Source organism: Vibrio sp. TMPB1044 (genome assembly GCF_030442075.1).
GTDB classification, from domain to species: Bacteria; Pseudomonadota; Gammaproteobacteria; order Enterobacterales; family Vibrionaceae; genus Vibrio; species Vibrio satsumensis.
In genome coordinates, this window is the sequence record NZ_JAUJED010000010.1 from 1 (window position 1) to 19,307 (window position 19,307).

The following is a 19,307-nucleotide window of genomic DNA, read 5'->3' on the forward strand; positions in this document are numbered from 1 at the left end:
GTTGAGCTAATCGCTCCAATCGCAATGGACGAAGGTCTACGTTTCGCAATCCGCGAAGGTGGCCGTACAGTTGGTGCTGGTGTTGTAGCTAAAATCTTTGCATAAGATTTGACGAACCACTAGTAAAAAGGGCATCATTTGATGCCCTTTTTCTGCGCTAAAAAAAGAGTTGGATGTTTTGACATCGATTTTTGCTCTTAGCAAAGAATTAAACGGTCTTTTTGACTAAAATGACTGTTAGATGTGTTGTTTTGCAACGCAAAGGAATGTGCCCTGCAACAGCGGGGTTATTGTCGTCTATATTTAAGACTTATCACAGGTTGGTTTTATGAAAGCAAACGCTGAAACTCCTGATAGCTCAGGTGCAGCAGATACAATGAAGTGGATTGTCGCTTTTGTTCTGTTGGCTGCTGCTGTTGTGGGTAATTACCTGTATGGTGAATTGTCTGTTGTAATTCGCGCTGCAGGTGTAGTTGTGCTGATTGCTGCCGCACTAGGCGTTGCAGCAACAACAACTAAAGGTAAAGCTGCGATCGATTTTGCAAAAGAATCTCGTATGGAGATTCGTAAAGTTGTTTGGCCTACTCGCCAAGAAACTATGCAAACTACATTGATCGTTTTAGCTGTATGTATTGTTATGTCTCTAGTGCTTTGGGGAATTGACGGCATCATGGTCCGTCTAGTTTCTCTAGCAACTGGAGTGTAGAGGGTTCTGATTCATGAGTGAAGCTCCAAAAAAACGTTGGTATGTAGTTCAAGCCTTTTCTGGCTTTGAAGGTCGTGTTGCACAGTCGCTACGCGAGCATATTAAAATGCACAACATGGAAGAACTATTTGGCGATGTGCTAGTACCTACTGAAGAAGTAGTGGAAATGCGTGCTGGGCAACGTCGTAAAAGTGAACGTAAATTCTTCCCTGGCTACGTATTAGTTCAAATGATCATGAATGATGAATCATGGCACTTAGTACGCAGCATTCCGCGTGTTATGGGCTTCATTGGTGGTACCTCTGATCGTCCTGCACCAATCACTGATAAAGAAGCTGATGCTATCTTGAACCGTCTAGAGAAAGCGAGCGAGTCTCCACGTCCTAAGACAATGTTCGAAGCGGGTGAAGTGGTTCGTGTGAACGATGGTCCATTTGCTGACTTTAACGGTACTGTTGAAGAAGTAGATTACGAGAAAAGCCGCATTAAGGTATCTGTATCGATCTTTGGTCGTGCAACACCGGTTGAGCTTGAATTTGGTCAGGTTGAAAAACTGGACTAAAACTCTGACCTTTGAGCAAGCTGTGGATAAATACTTCATAAGTTGTTCAAAATAAAAGAGTATAAAAAATCACCTTTTTAGGGTTGTTAAAGGCGCGAATTATGATTATAATTTCGCGCCTTTTTGCTTCTGTTGAAGCGAAAAAGAGTTAATTGAATTTATGGGGAGCTCGCCTTGCGGCTAGCGTATGTACCCAAAATATTAGGAAATATCATGGCTAAGAAAGTTGAAGCTTATATCAAACTGCAAGTTGCAGCTGGTATGGCAAACCCAAGTCCACCGGTTGGTCCTGCTCTAGGTCAACACGGCGTGAACATCATGGAATTCTGTAAAGCGTTCAACGCAAAAACAGAATCTGTTGAGAAAGGTCTACCTACTCCAGTAGTTATTACTGTTTACAACGACCGTTCTTTCACGTTCGTAACTAAGACTCCACCTGCTGCTGTTCTTCTTAAGAAAGCTGCTGGCGTTAAGTCTGGTTCAGGTCGTCCAAACACTGAGAAAGTTGGTACTGTAACTGACGCTCAAGTTCAGGAAATCGCAGAAACTAAAGCTGCTGATATGACTGGTGCTGACATCGAAGCAATGAAGCGTTCTATTGCTGGTACTGCTCGTTCAATGGGCCTAGTGGTAGAGGGATAAGATCATGGCTAAACTTACTAAGCGTATGCGCGTAATCCGCGACAAAGTTGACGCGACTAAAGAATACGAAATCAACGAAGCTGTTGCTCTTCTTAAAGAACTAGCAACTGCTAAATTCGTTGAGTCTGTAGATGTTGCTGTTAACCTAGGCATCGATGCTCGTAAATCTGACCAAAACGTTCGTGGCGCAACTGTGCTACCTCACGGTACTGGCCGTGACATCCGCGTTGCTGTGTTCACTCAAGGTGCAAACGCAGAAGCAGCTAAAGCAGCTGGCGCAGATATCGTTGGTATGGAAGATCTTGCTGAGCAAGTGAAAAAAGGCGAAATGAACTTCGACGTTGTTGTTGCTTCTCCAGATGCAATGCGTGTTGTTGGTCAACTAGGTACAATCCTAGGTCCACGCGGCCTTATGCCAAACCCTAAAGTTGGTACTGTAACTCCTAACGTTGCTGAAGCGGTTAAGAACGCTAAAGCTGGTCAGGTTCGTTACCGTAACGACAAGAACGGCATCATCCACACTACTATCGGTAAAGCATCTTTCGAAGCTAACCAGCTTCAAGAGAACCTAGAAGCTCTTCTAGTTGCTCTTAAGAAAGCTAAGCCTTCTTCAGCTAAGGGTACTTACCTGAAGAAAGTAAGCATCTCTACTACTATGGGTGCTGGTGTTGCTGTTGATCAAGCTAGTCTTGACACTCAAGCAAACTAATTTGCTTAGGCGCAGATTTAGTGTATACTTCTGCGCCTAATATTTGTGGTTGGGTGGTTTTAAAGCAATTTGAAATCATCTATCCCAAGACCGTAGGCGCTGTCGATTTTCATTAGATTATTGATAGCTTAATAAAACCTACGTAGGCGATGTTGTGGTTTGAAGTGAATTTATTCATTTTTAAATAACATCGTAAACGCTCATTACATTTTGTATTGAGTGCTGTAATCACAACCAGAGGTTAATCCAAATGGCTTTAAATCTTCAAGACAAAAAAGCAATTGTTGCTGAAGTCAACGAAGCTGCCAGTGGTGCACTTTCTGCAGTTGTAGCTGATTCTCGTGGCGTTGAAGTTGGCGCAATGACTTCTCTACGTAAACAAGCTCGCGAAGCGGGTGTTTACATGAAAGTTGTTCGTAACACACTAGCACGCCGTGCGGTTCAGGGTACAGACTACGAGTGTCTAGTAGACACTTTCACTGGTCCAACTCTGATCGCATTCTCTAATGAGCACCCAGGTGCTGCAGCGCGTCTTTTCAAAGACTTCGCTAAAGAGAATAAAGATTTCGAGATCAAAGCTGCTGCATTTGAAGGCGCAGTTACTGATGCTGAAGTACTAGCGACACTACCAACTTACGACGAAGCTATCGCACGCCTAATGATGTGCATGAAAGAAGCTTCTGCTGGCAAGCTGGTTCGTACTATCGCTGCTGTTCGCGACCAAAAAGAAGAAGCTGCGGCATAAGCCTTGCTTTTCACTGGTTGCTATTTAAACTTATTGTTGACTTAAAAGAGAATTGTTATGTCTATTACTAACGAGCAAATCCTAGACGCAGTTGCAGAAATGTCTGTAATGCAAGTTGTTGAGCTTATCGAAGCTATGGAAGAGAAATTCGGCGTTACTGCAGCAGCTGCTGTTGTAGCTGGCGGCGCAGCTGGCGGCGACGCTGCTGCTGAGCAAACTGAATTCGACGTTATCCTAACTGCTGCTGGCGCTAACAAAGTACAAGTTATCAAAGCTGTACGTGGCGCAACTGGCCTAGGTCTTAAAGAAGCTAAAGGTCTTGTAGACTCAGCTCCTGCAGCGCTTAAAGAAGGCGTTGACAAAGCTGAAGCTGAAGCTCTTAAAGCACAGCTAGAAGAAGCTGGCGCTTCTGTTGAAATCAAGTAATTATTACTTAATTTCTTAGCCGCAAGGCTAATGGCTGGTGGTTTATTAACCACCGGCCTTTTTGCGCTGTAGGGCTATGACGAATTTTCCGCTGTTTAACCGTCATAATCCGAGCAAAAAAACAGTCATTTTTTCGAAATGATTGTTCACTACAGTAAACAGCTGTTTGTCACCGCCCCCTCTTGAAGAGTGTTTTGGGTGGTTTGGGTCACTTATCAGCGAGCTGAGGAACCCCATGGTTTACTCTTATACCGAGAAAAAGCGCATCCGTAAGGATTTTGGTACTCGTCCACAAGTTTTGGACATTCCATACCTGTTATCGATCCAGCTTGATTCTTTCGACAAATTCATCGAACAGGATCCAGAAGGTCAATACGGTCTTGAAGCTGCTTTCCGTTCTGTATTCCCAATTCAGAGCTACAACGGCAATTCTGAGCTGCAATACGTTAGCTACCGTCTTGGTGAGCCAGTTTTTGACGTTAAAGAATGTCAAATCCGCGGTGTTACTTACTCAAAGCCACTACGCGTAAAACTACGTCTAGTTATCTTTGATCGAGATGCACCAGCAGGTACTGTAAAAGACATTAAAGAACAAGAAGTCTACATGGGCGAAATTCCGCTTATGACAGACAATGGTACTTTCGTAATTAATGGTACCGAGAGGGTTATCGTATCCCAGCTGCACCGAAGCCCAGGCGTGTTCTTCGACAGTGATAAGGGTAAAACCCACTCATCAGGTAAAGTTCTTTATAACGCACGTGTAATTCCTTACCGTGGCTCATGGTTAGACTTTGAGTTCGACCCTAAGGATAACTTATTCGTACGTATCGACCGTCGTCGTAAGCTACCAGCATCGATCATTCTTCGTGCACTTGGTAAATCGACTGAAGAGATCCTAGATCTGTTCTTCGACAAAGTGAACTTCGAAGTGAAAGACCAAACTCTTCTTATGGAGTTGGTTCCTGATCGTCTACGTGGTGAAACTGCGTCATTCGACATCGAAGCAAACGGCAAAACTTACGTTGAGACTGGTCGTCGTGTTACTGCTCGTCATATCCGTCAACTTGAAAAAGATGGCGTTGAGCACATCGAAGTACCAGTAGAGTACATCGTTGGTAAAGTTGCATCTAAAGATTACATCAATGAAGCAACTGGCGAGATCATCGTTGGCGCGAACCAAGAGATTAGCCTAGAAGCACTTGCTAACCTGTCTCAAGCCGGTCACAAGGCTCTACAAACTCTGTTCACGAATGACCTAGATCACGGTCCATTCATGTCAGACACTCTACGTGCAGATAGCACAGTAGATCGCATCTCTGCATTGGTAGAAATCTACCGCATGATGCGTCCTGGCGAGCCACCAACGAAAGAAGCTGCAGAGTCTCTATTCGAAAGCCTATTCTTCTCTGAAGAACGTTACGACCTATCAACTGTAGGCCGTATGAAGTTCAACAGCTCTATCGAGCGTGAAGAAGAAGAAGAGCGCGGTACTCTGGATGAATCAGACATCATCGAAGTGATGAAGAAACTGATTGGTATCCGTAACGGTATTGGTGAAGTGGACGATATCGACCACCTTGGCAACCGTCGTATCCGTTCTGTAGGTGAAATGGCAGAAAACCAATTCCGTGTTGGTCTAGTTCGTGTAGAACGTGCCGTTAAAGAGCGCCTAAGCCTTGGTGACCTTGATGCAATCATGCCTCAAGATCTTATCAACGCTAAGCCGATCTCTGCTGCAGTTAAAGAATTCTTTGGCTCTTCACAGCTTTCACAGTTCATGGACCAAAACAACCCATTGTCAGAAGTTACGCACAAACGTCGTATCTCTGCTTTAGGTCCTGGTGGTCTTACTCGTGAGCGCGCAGGCTTCGAAGTACGTGACGTTCACGTAACTCACTACGGTCGTCTATGTCCGATCGAAACGCCTGAAGGTCCAAACATCGGTCTAATTAACTCGCTATCTGCGTTTGCACGTTGTAACGATTACGGTTTCCTAGAAACTCCGTACCGTCGTGTAGTAGATGGTGTAGTAACAGAAGAAGTTGATTACCTGTCTGCAATCCAGGAAGGTCAATTCGTAATCGCGCAAGCAAACACCATTCTTACTGAAGAAGGTACGTTTGCAGATGAGCTAATCACAGCTCGTCAAAAAGGTGAATCTGGTCTTCACCCACGCGATCACGTTGACTACATGGACGTTGCGACAAACCAAGTAGTATCTATCGCTGCTTCGCTTATCCCGTTCCTAGAACACGATGATGCGAACCGTGCATTGATGGGTGCCAACATGCAACGTCAAGCTGTACCAACACTTAAGGCTGATAAGCCTCTAGTAGGTACAGGTATCGAACGTAACATCGCAGTTGACTCTGGTGTTACAGCGGTTGCTAAACGTGGTGGTCAAGTTCAGTCTGTAGACGCTTCTCGTATCGTAGTTAAGGTTAACGAAGATGAATTGGTACCTGGCGAAGCTGGTATCGATATCTACAACCTAACTAAGTACACGCGTTCGAACCAAAACACATGTATTAACCAACGTCCAACTGTACTTCCTGGTGAACCAGTTGCACGCGGCGATGTTCTTGCTGATGGTCCTTCAACAGACCTTGGTGAACTAGCTCTTGGCCAAAACATGCGTATCGCATTCATGCCTTGGAACGGTTACAACTTCGAAGACTCGATCTTAGTATCTGAGCGCGTAGTTCAAGAAGACCGTTTCACGACAATCCACATCCAAGAACTATCTTGTGTGGCTCGTGATACTAAGCTGGGTTCTGAAGAGATCACAGCTGATATTCCAAACGTAGGTGAGTCTGCTCTGTCTAAACTAGACGAGTCAGGTATCGTTTACATTGGTGCTGAAGTTAAGGGTGGCGACATCCTAGTTGGTAAAGTAACCCCTAAAGGTGAAACTCAACTGACTCCTGAAGAGAAGCTACTACGTGCAATCTTCGGTGAGAAAGCATCTGATGTTAAAGATACTTCTCTACGTGTACCAAACTCTGTTTCGGGTACTATCATCGATGTACAAGTCTTCACTCGCGATGGCGTAGAGAAAGACAAGCGTGCACTTGAAATCGAACAGATGCAGCTTAAAGAAGCTAAGAAAGACCTAACTGAAGAGTTCCAAATTCTTGAGGGTGGCCTTCTTAACCGTGTTAAAGCTGTACTTCTGTCTGGTGGTTACTCTGAAGCTAAGCTTGATACTATCGGTCGTAAGCAATGGCTAGAGCAAGTTCTAGAAGACGATGCGCTACAAACACAGCTTGAGCAACTTGCTGAGCAGTGGGATGAGCTAAAAGCAGACTTCGATAAGAAGTTTGAAACTAAGCGTCGTAAAATCACTCAAGGTGATGATCTAGCGCCTGGCGTTCTTAAGATTGTTAAAGTTTACCTAGCGGTTAAACGTCGTATCCAACCTGGTGATAAGATGGCCGGTCGTCACGGTAACAAAGGTGTAATCTCTAAGATTAACCCTGTTGAAGACATGCCATACGATGAGAAAGGTCAGCCTGTAGACATCGTACTTAACCCGCTGGGTGTACCATCGCGTATGAACATCGGTCAGATCCTAGAAGTTCACTTAGGTTTGGCTGCGAAAGGTATCGGTGACAAGATCAACCAAATGGTTAAGGAACAACAAGAACTGCATAAGTTCCGTGAGTTCCTACAGAAGGTTTACGATCTTGGTGATACTCGTCAGAAAGTTGATATTGCTGAACTGTCTGATGATCAAGTTCGTACACTGATCAAGAACCTACGTGGCGGTCTACCGATTGCTACTCCTGTGTTCGACGGTGCTTCTGAGTCTCTAATCAAAGAACTACTTAAACTGGGTGATCTGCCAGAATCTGGTCAGCTTAAACTGTTTGATGGTCGTACTGGTGATTCGTTTGAGCGTCCTGTAACTGTTGGTTACATGTACATGCTGAAACTGAACCACTTGGTTGATGACAAGATGCATGCTCGTTCAACTGGTTCTTACAGCCTAGTAACTCAGCAACCACTTGGTGGTAAAGCTCAGTTCGGTGGTCAGCGTTTCGGTGAGATGGAAGTATGGGCACTAGAAGCATACGGTGCTGCATATACTCTACAAGAAATGCTAACAGTTAAGTCAGATGACGTTAACGGCCGTACTAAGATGTATAAGAACATCGTAGACGGTAACCATAGCATGGAACCTGGTATGCCTGAGTCGTTCAACGTACTGTTGAAAGAGATTCGCTCGCTAGGTATCAACATCGAGCTAGAAGACGAAGAGTAATCCCTCCTCTTTTTAAAAGAAGATAGGATTATTTGGTAAAAGGGAGCTTGCTACAGCAGTGAGCTCCTTTAACTCCTTACAGGAGCTGAATGTGAAAGACTTATTAAACTTTCTAAAAGCACAGCATAAGACCGAAGAATTTGATGCAATCAAAATCGGTCTATCTTCACCAGACATGATCCGTTCATGGTCTTTCGGTGAAGTTAAAAAGCCGGAAACAATTAACTATCGTACGTTCAAACCTGAACGTGATGGTCTGTTCTGTGCACGTATTTTTGGTCCAGTTAAAGACTACGAATGTCTTTGTGGCAAATACAAGCGCCTGAAGCACCGTGGTGTTATCTGTGAGAAGTGTGGCGTTGAAGTTACACAAACTAAAGTTCGTCGTGACCGTATGGGCCATATCGAGCTAGCTTCACCAGTTGCTCACATCTGGTTCCTAAAATCACTACCGTCTCGTATCGGTCTACTAATGGATATCCCTCTACGTGATATCGAACGTGTTCTTTACTTCGAGATGTACGTAGTAACTGAACCAGGTATGACTGATCTAGAAAAATCTCAGATGCTTACTGAAGAAGAGTATCTGGATCGTCTAGAAGAGTGGGGTGACGAATTCACTGCTAAGATGGGTGCTGAAGCGATCAAAGATCTGCTTGCAACAATGGACCTTCATCAAGAAGTGGAAGAAATGCGCGAAGAGTTAGAAACAACTAACTCAGAAACTAAGCGTAAAAAAGTTACTAAGCGCCTGAAGCTAGTTGAAGCGTTCATTGCATCGGGTAACGATCCGCAATGGATGATTCTGACTGTACTTCCGGTTCTGCCGCCAGATCTACGTCCTCTAGTACCACTAGATGGCGGTCGTTTTGCGACTTCAGATCTGAACGACCTTTACCGTCGTGTGATCAACCGTAACAACCGTTTGAAGCGTCTTCTAGAGCTAGCTGCTCCGGACATCATCGTACGTAACGAAAAGCGTATGCTGCAAGAGTCTGTTGATGCACTTCTAGATAACGGTCGTCGTGGTCGTGCTATCACTGGTTCTAACAAGCGTCCTCTGAAATCTCTTGCTGATATGATCAAGGGTAAACAAGGTCGTTTCCGTCAGAACCTTCTAGGTAAACGTGTAGACTACTCTGGCCGTTCTGTAATCACAGTAGGTCCATACCTTCGTCTACATCAGTGTGGTCTTCCTAAGAAGATGGCACTTGAGCTATTTAAGCCGTTCATCTACAGCAAGCTAGAAACTCGTGGCATGGCTACGACAATCAAAGCTGCTAAGAAGATGGTAGAGCGCGAAGAAGCTATCGTTTGGGATATCCTAGACGAAGTCATCCGTGAACACCCAGTACTACTTAACCGTGCACCTACACTTCACCGTCTAGGTATCCAAGCGTTTGAACCAGTACTAATCGAAGGTAAAGCGATTCAGCTTCACCCACTAGTGTGTGCGGCATACAATGCCGACTTCGATGGTGACCAAATGGCGGTGCACGTGCCTCTAACTCTAGAAGCACAGCTTGAAGCACGTACACTGATGATGTCGACGAATAACATTCTGTCGCCAGCGTCAGGTGATCCGATCATCGTACCTTCTCAGGACGTTGTATTGGGTCTTTACTACATGACACGTGACAAGATCAACGTGAAAGGCGAAGGTATGTACCTTGCTGGCCCTGCTGAGGCTGAAAAGGCATACCGTACTAAGACTGCTGAGCTACACGCTCGCGTTAAAGTACGTATCACCGAGACTGTAGTAGACGAAGATGGTAACAGCACTACTGAAACGAAGATGGTTGATACAACTGTCGGCCGTGCAATGCTATGGCAAATCGTTCCAGCAGGCCTACCGTACAGCATCGTTAACCAAAAGTTAGGTAAGAAGCAGATCTCTACTCTTCTTAACGAGTGTTACCGTAAGCTTGGTCTAAAAGATACAGTAGTATTTGCTGACCAAATCATGTACGCAGGTTTTGCATACGCTGCACTTTCTGGTGTTTCTGTAGGTATCGACGATATGGTTGTACCTCAAGCGAAATACGATGAAATTGAATCTGCTGAAGAAGAAGTTCGCGAAATCCAAGAGCAATTCCAATCTGGTCTTGTTACTGCGGGTGAGCGTTACAACAAAGTTATCGATATCTGGGCATCTACGAATGACCGCGTTGCGAAAGCAATGATGGATAACCTATCTTCTGAAACAGTTATCAACCGTGACGGCGAAGAAGAACAGCAAGAATCGTTCAACAGCATCTACATGATGGCCGACTCGGGCGCACGTGGTTCTGCAGCTCAGATTCGTCAGCTAGCAGGTATGCGTGGTCTGATGGCGCGTCCAGATGGTTCAATCATCGAAACGCCGATCACAGCGAACTTTAAAGAAGGTCTAAACGTCCTTCAGTACTTTATCTCAACGCACGGTGCTCGTAAGGGTCTTGCGGATACAGCACTGAAAACAGCAAACTCGGGTTACCTAACTCGTCGTCTAGTAGACGTTGCTCAAGACGTTGTAGTACACGAACATGACTGTGGCACGCATGAAGGTATCGACATGATGCCTCACATCGAAGGTGGTGACGTTAAAGTTGCACTTTCTGAGCTTGCTCTTGGTCGTGTAGTAGCTGAAGACGTTCTTAAGCCTGGTACTGAAGATGTACTGATTCCACGTAATACTCTGATTGATGAGAAGTGGTGTCAAATCATGGAAGATAACTCAGTAGATAGCATGAAAGTGCGCTCTGTAGTTACCTGTGATGCAGACTTCGGTTGTTGTGCACAGTGTTACGGTCGTGACCTAGCACGTGGTCACCTAGTGAACCAAGGTGAAGCAGTTGGTGTTATTGCTGCACAATCTATCGGTGAACCGGGTACACAGCTAACGATGCGTACGTTCCACATCGGTGGTGCGGCATCTACTGCAGCAGCAGAGAACAGCATCCAAGCTAAGACAACTGGTACTGTGAAACTTCACAATGCTAAGTTCGTAGTTAACAAAGATAAGAAACTGGTTATCACTTCTCGTGCATCTGAGATGACGATTATTGATGAATTCGGCCGTACTAAAGAGAAGCACAAACTTCCTTACGGTTCGATGCTAACCAAAGGCGACAACGCAGCAGTTACTGCTGGTGAAGTTGTAGCTAACTGGGAAGCGCATACCATGCCAATCATCACTGAAGTGGCAGGTCGTATCCAATTCGTAGATATGATCGATGGTATTACAGTTTCTCGTCAAACTGACGATCTAACTGGTCTTTCTTCAAGTGAAGTTACAGACGCAGCAGCTCGCCCAGCAGCAGGTAAAGATATGCGTCCAGCTATCAAACTTGTTGATGAGCAAGGTAACGACGTAATGATCCCTGGTACTGATATGCCAGCTCACTACTTCCTACCTGGCAAAGCGATTGTAAACATCGAAGATGGCGCTGAAGTTGGCATCGGTGACACACTATCTCGTATCCCTCAAAAATCGAGCGGAAACAAAGATATCACCGGTGGTCTACCACGCGTAGCTGACCTATTCGAAGCTCGTAAGCCTAAAGAGCCTGCGATCCTTGCTGAGCACACAGGTACTGTGTCTTTCGGTAAAGAAACGAAAGGTAAGCGTCGTCTAGTAATCACTCGTGAAGGCGGTGACGCTTACGAAGAGATGATTCCTAAGCATCGTCAATTGAACGTGTTCGAAGGTGAGAAGATTGAACGTGGTGATGTAATCGCCGACGGTCCTGAAACTCCACACGATATTCTGCGTCTACGTGGTATCCACGCAGTAACTCAGTACATCGCGAACGAAGTTCAAGAAGTTTACCGCTTACAAGGCGTAAAGATTAACGATAAGCACATCGAGACTATCGTTCGTCAAATGCTACGTAAGTGTACAATCACTCATTCTGGTGACTCTCCGTTCCTACCTGGCGAACAAGTTGAGTACCACAATGTTAAGATTGCTAACCGTAAGCTAGAAGCTGAAGGTAAAGAACTAGTACGTTTCGAACGTGACCTACTAGGTATTACTAAAGCATCTCTTGCAACTGAGTCATTCATCTCAGCTGCATCGTTCCAAGAAACGACTCGCGTACTAACAGAAGCTGCGGTTTCTGGTAAGCGTGATGACCTTCGCGGTCTGAAAGAGAACGTAATTGTTGGTCGTCTGATCCCAGCTGGTACTGGTTTCGCATACCACCAAGAGCGTCAAAAGCAACGTGAAGAAGAGCAAGAAGGTCCTTCAGCTGAACAAGCTACTGACAATCTAGCAGCACTTCTAAACGCTGGTTTCTCTTCAGAAGAGTAAGCTCTACGAGTAGTCTCTAAGAGATAAGAAAAAGGCACCTTCGGGTGCCTTTTTTGTATCTGGCGCATAGGTGTTTAACGAGAGGCCTATCGTTCAGAATCAGATAGGTTTGATTGCTTTCTTAGCTGGTGGACTTAGTCGCGAGTACTTTCTCGAAGGCATTTTTGGGTGTTTGCAGGGAGATCATGAGGATGAAACTGGTGACAAGTGTTACGTCTGGTTGTCGCAAAACATCAGAGTAGGGACGAATCAATAGGCTCTGGTAGAAGAGTTGGATGTTTTAGGTAACGCTACAGACAAAACAAAAAGCTTGCACTGAGGCAAGCTTAGAAGGTGTTAAGCCATTACGCCCCTGGTGGAACCGCTAGACTGTCGGCAATTTGTTGTATCAGCTGGTCTTCAACCGCAAACCTCGCCTCAAGAATCTCACCAACGAGTGACAGCTCACTATCAAAGCTTTCTAATGTATCGGTCGCTTCAATGGCAGCGTATTTATCGGTGAAGTTGAGCAGTGGATCTGTGGTAAGAACGATATGACCATAAGATTGGTTGATTTCGTCTGTTGCTTTGAAGCCAGTAGACTGCCATTTGTCCATCACCATGTCATAGATTTTGAAATGACCTTCGGAGATGTAATCAACAAGATGTTGGCTGAATTTTTGGAGCTCTTCTGGAGAAGGCAGTTCGGTGATTGCAGTTGCTTTCGACGATGAAGGCTGTAGAGCGGCAAGCTTACAATACTCAACGATTAGAGACTGTCGAGTTTCGAGCCAATGATCGATGACCTCATTAGAGCCACCCCATTGTTCTTGTATTTGTTTGAATTTATTTAGCATGACCATGTCCTCATGATCTGATCACAACCTTGTGATCAAGTAATTGCCTAAGCAGGGTCCGTTTTATTGGTAGCTACTAAAAGTAATAGCTTGAAATATTCTCTGCTACAACTCTAGTATGAAATTAGATTGCCAGTAAAATGAACGAACTGCAAGCAATGAGGCATAGGGATGTTAAAAAAAAGTGATAACAAAATGACAGAGCAAGCTTATTGGTGCGTCGTTTCTGGTAGTGATATTTGGGTTAATAATGATCAGTTTCCGTTTGGCTCTGCTGAAGAGCTTGGGCTGAGTGTTGAGCATGCAATCTGTATTGGTCAGCATCAAGGTCGTAAGGTGTATTGGCTCAACGACTGTGATGTGGAGAATGAGCTGAGCATGGTCAGCCTAAGAGAGTTACTGCACTGGCCTGAAGCGAGTTTCTTGACTGCAAGCAAAGCCATCCAATATGGGCATATGACTCAAAGTATGCGTTTTTGCCCTCAGTGTGGTGGTCGAAATCATCTCAACCATAACCAGGTGGCGATGCAGTGTGGAGATTGCCGCACACTTCATTACCCTCGTATCTTCCCATGCATCATTGTCGCTGTACGAAAGGACAACAAGATATTGCTTGCACAGCACCCAAGACATAAAACAGGTATGTATACCGTGATAGCGGGCTTCCTAGAGGTCGGAGAAACCCTAGAGAAGTGTGTGGCAAGAGAAGTAAAAGAAGAAACGGGTATCGATGTCGATAATATTCGTTACTTTGGCAGCCAGCCGTGGGCGTTTCCATCGAGTATGATGATGGGCTTTCTTGCAGATTATGCTGGTGGTACGCTTAAGCCAGACTACAGCGAGTTATCGGATGCTCAATGGTTTGACGTAACAAGCCTACCTGATGTTGCCCCTGTAGGAACCATTGCGAGACAGTTGATTGAGAAAACCGTTGATGACGCGATGAAAGATGCCGTTATGGAGCAGGTGTTAGAGCACTAATTTGCCTGTGATAGTATTTGGCCTATAAGTGGTCAAAAGCGAAAAAAAACCCTCCACAAGTGGAGGGGGTAAGTAAGATGTCGTTATGAGATGCTGAGTAGTGACTACTCAGATGTTATAATTGTAATTTTCGCTAGCGAACAAATTTTTAACATGCCCCCGCAATTGGGTGCAAATTAAGCATTGATTTAAAAGTTAATAACTTGATCTAGGTTGCAAAGCACACAGCTTTTACCCTTCAATCAGTGTTAGAATACTTGCCATCAAAACTAGACAAGATTGAATTGGAATTTAACGGAATGACCGAATTAAAAAACGATCGCTATTTACGCGCACTTTTAAAACAGCCTGTTGATTACACACCGGTATGGATGATGCGCCAAGCTGGCCGCTATCTTCCTGAGTATAAAGCAACGCGCGCTGAAGCAGGCGATTTCATGTCTTTGTGCAAAAACGCTGAACTGGCATCAGAAGTAACACTTCAACCTTTACGTCGTTTCCCGCTTGATGCGGCAATCTTGTTCTCAGACATCCTAACTATCCCTGATGCAATGGGCTTAGGTTTGTACTTTGAAACAGGTGAAGGTCCTAAGTTTGAGCGTCCTATCACGTGTAAAGCTGACGTAGAGAAGATTGGCCTACCTGATCCAGAAGGTGAGCTTCAATACGTAATGAATGCCGTTCGTCAGATCCGTAAAGACCTGAAAGGCGAAGTGCCTCTGATTGGTTTCTCTGGTAGCCCATGGACTCTAGCGACATACATGGTTGAAGGTGGAAGCTCTAAAGCATTCACTAAGATCAAAAAGATGATGTACGCAGAACCACAAACGCTGCATCTGCTTCTAGACAAGCTGGCTGACAGTGTTATCGAATACCTGAACGCGCAAATTAAAGCGGGTGCTCAATCGGTAATGGTATTTGATACATGGGGTGGTGTGCTGACTCCTCGTGACTACAACCTATTCTCACTGCAATACATGCACAAAATCGTTGATGGCCTAATCCGTGAAAACGAAGGTCGTCGTGTACCAGTGACTCTGTTCACTAAGAACGGTGGCATGTGGCTAGAATCTATCGCAGCAACAGGTTGTGATGCGGTTGGTCTAGACTGGACAATCAACATCGCAGATGCAAAAGCTCGCATCGGCGACAAAGTTGCTCTGCAAGGCAACATGGATCCTTCAATGCTTTACGCTCAGCCTGAACGTATTCGTGAAGAAGTGGGCAGCATCCTAGAAGGCTTCGGCGACGGTGGTACAGGTCATGTATTTAACCTAGGCCACGGTATCCACTTAGATGTACCGCCAGAGAACGCAGGTATATTCGTTGACGCTGTTCACGAATTATCTAAGCCTTACCACAAGTAATTCTGAGTAAGATGATTGAAAGCGCTGTTGGGAAACCAACGGCGCTTTTTTATTGCCTGAAATTGGTATTTGATCGCGGTTTAATCTTGTTGTGTGCAGTTAATTAGGCATTTGGATCATGGTAGGCCAAATGCTCTGAGATATGTTTCCTGATATAGGGAATGACTTCACTTTCAAACCAAGGGTTCTTCTTTAGCCAGATATTATTGCGTGGCGAAGGGTGAGGTAATGGCAAAAACTCAGGCGCCCACCTTTGCCAATCTCGCACGGTTTCGGTCAGTGTGCTGGTGGTTTTGTTTGTTAGGTAATGGTTTTGTGCGTACTGGCCAATCAGCAGTGTCATTTGAATATTGGGTAGAGATTGCAGCACTTTGTTATGCCAAAGCTCCGCGCACTCTTTGCGTGGTGGCAGATCGCCACTCTTTCCTTTACCTGGATAACAAAACCCCATAGGCACAATCGCGACCTTTTGCTCGTCGTAAAAAGTATCGCTATCTATCCCTAACCATTCTCTTAATCTCTCACCACTGGCATCATTCCAAGGGATCGACGACTCATGCACCTTGATGCCCGGTGCTTGACCTATGATCAGTAAGCGTGCGTTTGGGTGTGCTTGAATCACTGGATTGGCGCCGTGCGAGAGGTGAGGCTCACATGCTCGGCATTGTCGTATCTCTTTAAGTAACGAAGAGGACATCAGTAACCTTTATCAAAATCGATGACATGATTAAGTGTAAAACCATCTCGCCACTGTTTGTAATTCTCTGCGAAGATCTCTACCACCTGTCTTGGCTCACTGAGTGCAGCAATGTGTGGCGTAATCGTCACTTGCGGTAGTTTCCAGAAAGGGTGTTCCTGAGAGAGGGGCTCACTTTCAAATACATCTAAAAATGCGTGTTCTACCCATCTGTTTTTTATGGCGAGCAGCAAGGACTTATTGTCTAGGCATTCACCTCTACCGACATTGAACAGCAGCACATTCGAGCAGTAACCTAAGGTCGTTTGATTGAGTAATTGATAGGTTTCAGGCGTTGATGGCAAAGTATTCACCACAATATCGGCCTGCTTAAGGGCAGCCTCTATCTCATTGATGTGGAAAGTCTCTTTAAAGGCTTCTTGTTTGGATGGGATACCCGTACGGTTGACACCTATGGTATGAATACCAAAAGCCGCCGCGGTTTTTGCCAAATGACTGCCAATTGACCCTGTTCCTAAAATCACCATAGTTTTGTCAGTTAAGCTAGTATAAAGCTGTGGCTGCCAGTTTCGTTGTTGTTGATGCTGGTGGTAATGAGGGAAGTGTCTACAGTGACTGATTGTGTAACCCAACACGTATTCTGCGATAGCCGGGCCAAAGATGCCTTTGACGTTGGTTAGCGTATAGTCCTGACGCAGATCTGGCTGCGTGAGTTTATTGATTCCAGCATAGGTACTCTGTACCCAGTCTAGCTCTTTAAACTCGCCGAGGCGTTCTGCGATTAGAGGCGGTGATGCCAAGACAATCTGTGCTGATTTGGGGTTTCGAGTGATTTCTAGGTCGGGTAAATCCTGGTTTAGAATCAGTTGCGTATAGGTATCGTCATGCTCAGTAAGAATATAGAGCTTATTCGTAAAATTGTTCATCGGCTTACCTTTTCCCCCCAGGGTTTATCAAGTACACTTTCGCTGTCTTTTTCTGCAATTATTGAGTGACTATGCTTCAGAATCCACTGCAGGTTCGTCTTGAAAAGTTAGAACCTTGGCAACAAATTACCTTTATGGCGTGTCTATGTGAGCGTATGTACCCTAACTATGCCATGTTTTGTGAGAATACAGAATTTGCGGAAGCTCGAATCTATCGTGATGTTTTGGATAGCATTTGGGAAATCTTGACGGTTAAAACAGCAAAGGTGAACTTTGAGCGTCAACTTGAGAAGGTTGAAGAGCTATTCCCTAGCGGTGATGATTTTGATTTTTATGGTGTTTACCCAGCAATGGACGCATGCCAAGGCCTAGCAACGCTAATTCATGGCCTGCTTGACCGTGAACATATGTTGGAAGCGGTAATTAAAGTGAGTCAACAATCGGTGAAGACGGTTGCTGAGCTTGAGTTTGCTCAAGGCGCTGAAGAAGTGACCAACGAAAACCAGAAAGAAAACGAAGCGGTATGTGAAGAGTGGGACGTTCAGTGGGCCATTTTCCGACCTCTACGTGAAACGACTGAGCGTGACTTAGAGCTGATCAAAGATCTACGCCACGAACTGCGTGAAGACCCAGTCAGTAACATTGGTGTTGCGCTATAATTCGCAATTGCACCAAAGCATGAATAAAAACAAAGGCTCCCTAGGGAGCCTTTGTTGTATCTGACGGTCTCAAATTTAGATTAAGCGTCTTTTTTGTCTTCGTTCTGCGCTTTATCTTTTGAGGCGTCGTCGTCCGTTGATTTTGCGTCTGAGGCATCGTTGTCTGTTGGAGTTTCTTCCTCTAGCTCGTCCTCTTCATCGCGGTTTTCGATAACACCGTGTGTCTCTTTCCACTTCTCCCAGCGTTGAAACGCCAGTTCTTGCATGTCGGTGGTTTTATCCGCTTCGTCGACGATCTCTTCACCTACAAGGTGCTCAAAGATATCTTCTAGGGTGATGATGCCCTGAATAGTGCCGTATTCGTCCACAACTAAAGACAGTTGCAGGCGGTTTGCCATCATCTGGTCAAAGGCCTTAGCCAAGCCCATGTTGTTCAGCAACACGTGGATAGGGCGCATTACTTCACCCAGAGCTTTTTCACCACAACCGGCTTGCTGCAATCTAAACAGCTCTAGGCGGTGAACAAAACCGATGATGTTGTCACTCTGCTCACTGTAAACCAACGGACGTGAGAATGGCGTGTCTTTATGTTGTTCTAGGAACGTGTTCACACTCATTTCCGCATCAACACGGAATACTACTGGGCGCGGCGTCATTACCTGAGTCACGGGTACATCTTGAATACCCAGTAGGTTGCTCAGGATTTTTGATTCGCCTTCTGCAAACTCGCCACTCTCTTTTGCCAAGATCGCCATTGCAGATAACTCATCACGCATTTTTGGTGCTTGGTGGCCACGAGCAAGACGTTTGGTGATCTGTTCTGAGAACCATACAAACGGTGTTAGGAAGAACACCATCCAACGAAGCACGCTTGCCGAAGCAGGAGCAAGTTGACGCCAGTAGGTTGCGCCAATGGTCTTTGGAACAATTTCAGACAATACCAAGATACCCAGCGTTAGCACGGCAGAGAAGACACCTAACCATTGGCTACCAAAAACGACAGCCGCTTGTGCACCTGCTGTCGCAGCACCGATAGTATGCGCGATGGTGTTGAGCGTTAAAATTGACGCAAGCGGGCGGTCAATATCTGTTTTCAGTTTGTCTAAAGACTCTGCTGCAGGGTGCCCATTTTGTTTTAGTTGAGCAATGTAGCTCGGACTAATACTCAAAAGTACAGCTTCCAAAACAGAACAAATGAAAGAAACTCCAATAGCAATGGAGACGTAAATAGTTAGCAGCAGCATGTTTGCCCTTAAATTAAATTGTACGCTTTAGCAGCGATTCAGCGTGGATTATAGTGAAAAAGTAGTGGCTAGGTCATCATTAATTTTGCTCTCAGCCCCTTTTAAACAAGGACTTGCTTAATAAAATCAGTAACAAATTGTGAGTTATTACTCATATTATGGCTAAAACTACGGCATTAGAGCTAAAGATCGACGACAAACCTTTGCCAGATGGGGCATTTATGTTTTAGAGTGAATTGAATTCAAAAA

Annotated in this window: 15 protein-coding genes and 1 pseudogene; 12 read left to right on the forward strand and 4 right to left on the reverse strand. The window is 45.1% G+C overall.

Going from position 1 to position 19,307, the window contains the following annotated elements; genetic code table 11:
- The 9 genes and pseudogenes from QQ041_RS05465 to rpoC all read left to right on the forward strand — a co-directional run.
- Positions 1–105 (forward strand): annotated as a pseudogene (locus tag QQ041_RS05465) (elongation factor Tu); the annotation flags it as partial.
- A gap of 223 nt (positions 106–328) precedes the next feature.
- Complete coding sequence (secE, locus tag QQ041_RS05470; RefSeq protein WP_010435558.1) at positions 329–706, forward strand: preprotein translocase subunit SecE; 378 nt, start codon at positions 329–331, stop codon at positions 704–706.
- A gap of 13 nt (positions 707–719) precedes the next feature.
- Positions 720–1,268 (forward strand): transcription termination/antitermination protein NusG, encoded by a 549-nt coding sequence (nusG, locus tag QQ041_RS05475; protein WP_010435556.1) that lies wholly within the window; start codon positions 720–722, stop codon positions 1,266–1,268.
- A 213-nt stretch (positions 1,269–1,481) separates the two neighbouring features.
- The gene (rplK, locus tag QQ041_RS05480) at positions 1,482–1,910 is read left to right on the forward strand and encodes a 50S ribosomal protein L11 (protein ID WP_010435555.1); all 429 of its coding nucleotides are present in this window, start codon (positions 1,482–1,484) and stop codon (positions 1,908–1,910) included.
- Positions 1,911–1,914: 4 nt separating this feature from the next.
- Positions 1,915–2,619: a 50S ribosomal protein L1 gene (rplA, locus tag QQ041_RS05485; RefSeq protein ID WP_048659214.1), complete on the forward strand. Its 705-nt coding sequence runs from the start codon at positions 1,915–1,917 to the stop codon at positions 2,617–2,619.
- Positions 2,620–2,869: 250 nt separating this feature from the next.
- Complete coding sequence (gene rplJ, locus QQ041_RS05490) at positions 2,870–3,364, forward strand: 50S ribosomal protein L10 (RefSeq protein WP_010435550.1); 495 nt, start codon at positions 2,870–2,872, stop codon at positions 3,362–3,364.
- Between the two features lie 57 nt (positions 3,365–3,421).
- Entirely contained in the window at positions 3,422–3,790 is a 369-nt protein-coding gene (rplL, locus tag QQ041_RS05495; RefSeq protein WP_017631516.1) for a 50S ribosomal protein L7/L12, read from the forward strand.
- 235 nt (positions 3,791–4,025) lie between these two features.
- The gene (gene rpoB, locus QQ041_RS05500) at positions 4,026–8,054 is read left to right on the forward strand and encodes a DNA-directed RNA polymerase subunit beta (RefSeq protein WP_017060526.1); all 4,029 of its coding nucleotides are present in this window, start codon (positions 4,026–4,028) and stop codon (positions 8,052–8,054) included.
- Positions 8,055–8,145: 91 nt separating this feature from the next.
- Positions 8,146–12,348 carry a DNA-directed RNA polymerase subunit beta' gene (gene rpoC / locus QQ041_RS05505; RefSeq protein ID WP_017060527.1) on the forward strand — a complete coding sequence of 1,401 codons (4,203 nt, stop codon included), beginning with the start codon at positions 8,146–8,148 and terminating at the stop codon, positions 12,346–12,348.
- A gap of 344 nt (positions 12,349–12,692) precedes the next feature.
- Here the strand turns inward: rpoC and QQ041_RS05510 are convergent, their stop codons facing one another.
- The gene (locus QQ041_RS05510) at positions 12,693–13,190 is read right to left on the reverse strand and encodes an Rsd/AlgQ family anti-sigma factor (protein ID WP_048605474.1); all 498 of its coding nucleotides are present in this window, start codon (positions 13,188–13,190) and stop codon (positions 12,693–12,695) included.
- Positions 13,191–13,355: 165 nt separating this feature from the next.
- Here QQ041_RS05510 and nudC point away from each other — a divergent pair, with 165 nt between their 5' ends.
- Both nudC and hemE read left to right on the forward strand, forming a co-directional pair.
- Positions 13,356–14,165 carry an NAD(+) diphosphatase gene (nudC, locus tag QQ041_RS05515; protein ID WP_285953278.1) on the forward strand — a complete coding sequence of 270 codons (810 nt, stop codon included), beginning with the start codon at positions 13,356–13,358 and terminating at the stop codon, positions 14,163–14,165.
- Between the two features lie 299 nt (positions 14,166–14,464).
- Entirely contained in the window at positions 14,465–15,532 is a 1,068-nt protein-coding gene (gene hemE, locus QQ041_RS05520; protein ID WP_146492393.1) for a uroporphyrinogen decarboxylase, read from the forward strand.
- A gap of 103 nt (positions 15,533–15,635) precedes the next feature.
- Here hemE and QQ041_RS05525 read toward each other — a convergent pair whose 3' ends face one another.
- Complete coding sequence (locus QQ041_RS05525; RefSeq protein ID WP_146492394.1) at positions 15,636–16,229, reverse strand: uracil-DNA glycosylase family protein; 594 nt, start codon at positions 16,227–16,229, stop codon at positions 15,636–15,638.
- A complete protein-coding gene (locus tag QQ041_RS05530) occupies positions 16,229–17,155 on the reverse strand; it encodes a D-2-hydroxyacid dehydrogenase (RefSeq protein ID WP_285953279.1) in 927 nt (308 codons plus the stop codon). The genes QQ041_RS05525 and QQ041_RS05530 overlap by 1 nt, the downstream gene beginning before the upstream one ends.
- A gap of 71 nt (positions 17,156–17,226) precedes the next feature.
- Here QQ041_RS05530 and QQ041_RS05535 point away from each other — a divergent pair, with 71 nt between their 5' ends.
- On the forward strand, positions 17,227–17,814 hold the full coding sequence (locus tag QQ041_RS05535) for a YjaG family protein (RefSeq protein WP_017062699.1): 588 nt from the start codon (positions 17,227–17,229) through the stop codon (positions 17,812–17,814).
- A gap of 80 nt (positions 17,815–17,894) precedes the next feature.
- Here QQ041_RS05535 and QQ041_RS05540 read toward each other — a convergent pair whose 3' ends face one another.
- Positions 17,895–19,058: a CNNM domain-containing protein gene (locus tag QQ041_RS05540; protein WP_285953280.1), complete on the reverse strand. Its 1,164-nt coding sequence runs from the start codon at positions 19,056–19,058 to the stop codon at positions 17,895–17,897.
- Positions 19,059–19,307: the final 249 nt, after the last annotated feature.

Coding starts and splice junctions, on each gene's coding strand:
- secE (WP_010435558.1), top strand. CDS start 329: ATGAAAGCAAACGCTGAAACTCCTGATAGCTCAGGTGCAGCAGATACA.
- nusG (WP_010435556.1), top strand. CDS start 720: ATGAGTGAAGCTCCAAAAAAACGTTGGTATGTAGTTCAAGCCTTTTCT.
- rplK (WP_010435555.1), top strand. CDS start 1,482: ATGGCTAAGAAAGTTGAAGCTTATATCAAACTGCAAGTTGCAGCTGGT.
- rplA (WP_048659214.1), top strand. CDS start 1,915: ATGGCTAAACTTACTAAGCGTATGCGCGTAATCCGCGACAAAGTTGAC.
- rplJ (WP_010435550.1), top strand. CDS start 2,870: ATGGCTTTAAATCTTCAAGACAAAAAAGCAATTGTTGCTGAAGTCAAC.
- rplL (WP_017631516.1), top strand. CDS start 3,422: ATGTCTATTACTAACGAGCAAATCCTAGACGCAGTTGCAGAAATGTCT.
- rpoB (WP_017060526.1), top strand. CDS start 4,026: ATGGTTTACTCTTATACCGAGAAAAAGCGCATCCGTAAGGATTTTGGT.
- QQ041_RS05510 (WP_048605474.1), bottom strand. CDS start 13,190: ATGGTCATGCTAAATAAATTCAAACAAATACAAGAACAATGGGGTGGC.
- nudC (WP_285953278.1), top strand. CDS start 13,356: ATGTTAAAAAAAAGTGATAACAAAATGACAGAGCAAGCTTATTGGTGC.
- hemE (WP_146492393.1), top strand. CDS start 14,465: ATGACCGAATTAAAAAACGATCGCTATTTACGCGCACTTTTAAAACAG.
- QQ041_RS05525 (WP_146492394.1), bottom strand. CDS start 16,229: ATGTCCTCTTCGTTACTTAAAGAGATACGACAATGCCGAGCATGTGAG.
- QQ041_RS05530 (WP_285953279.1), bottom strand. CDS start 17,155: ATGAACAATTTTACGAATAAGCTCTATATTCTTACTGAGCATGACGAT.
- QQ041_RS05535 (WP_017062699.1), top strand. CDS start 17,227: ATGCTTCAGAATCCACTGCAGGTTCGTCTTGAAAAGTTAGAACCTTGG.
- QQ041_RS05540 (WP_285953280.1), bottom strand. CDS start 19,058: ATGCTGCTGCTAACTATTTACGTCTCCATTGCTATTGGAGTTTCTTTC.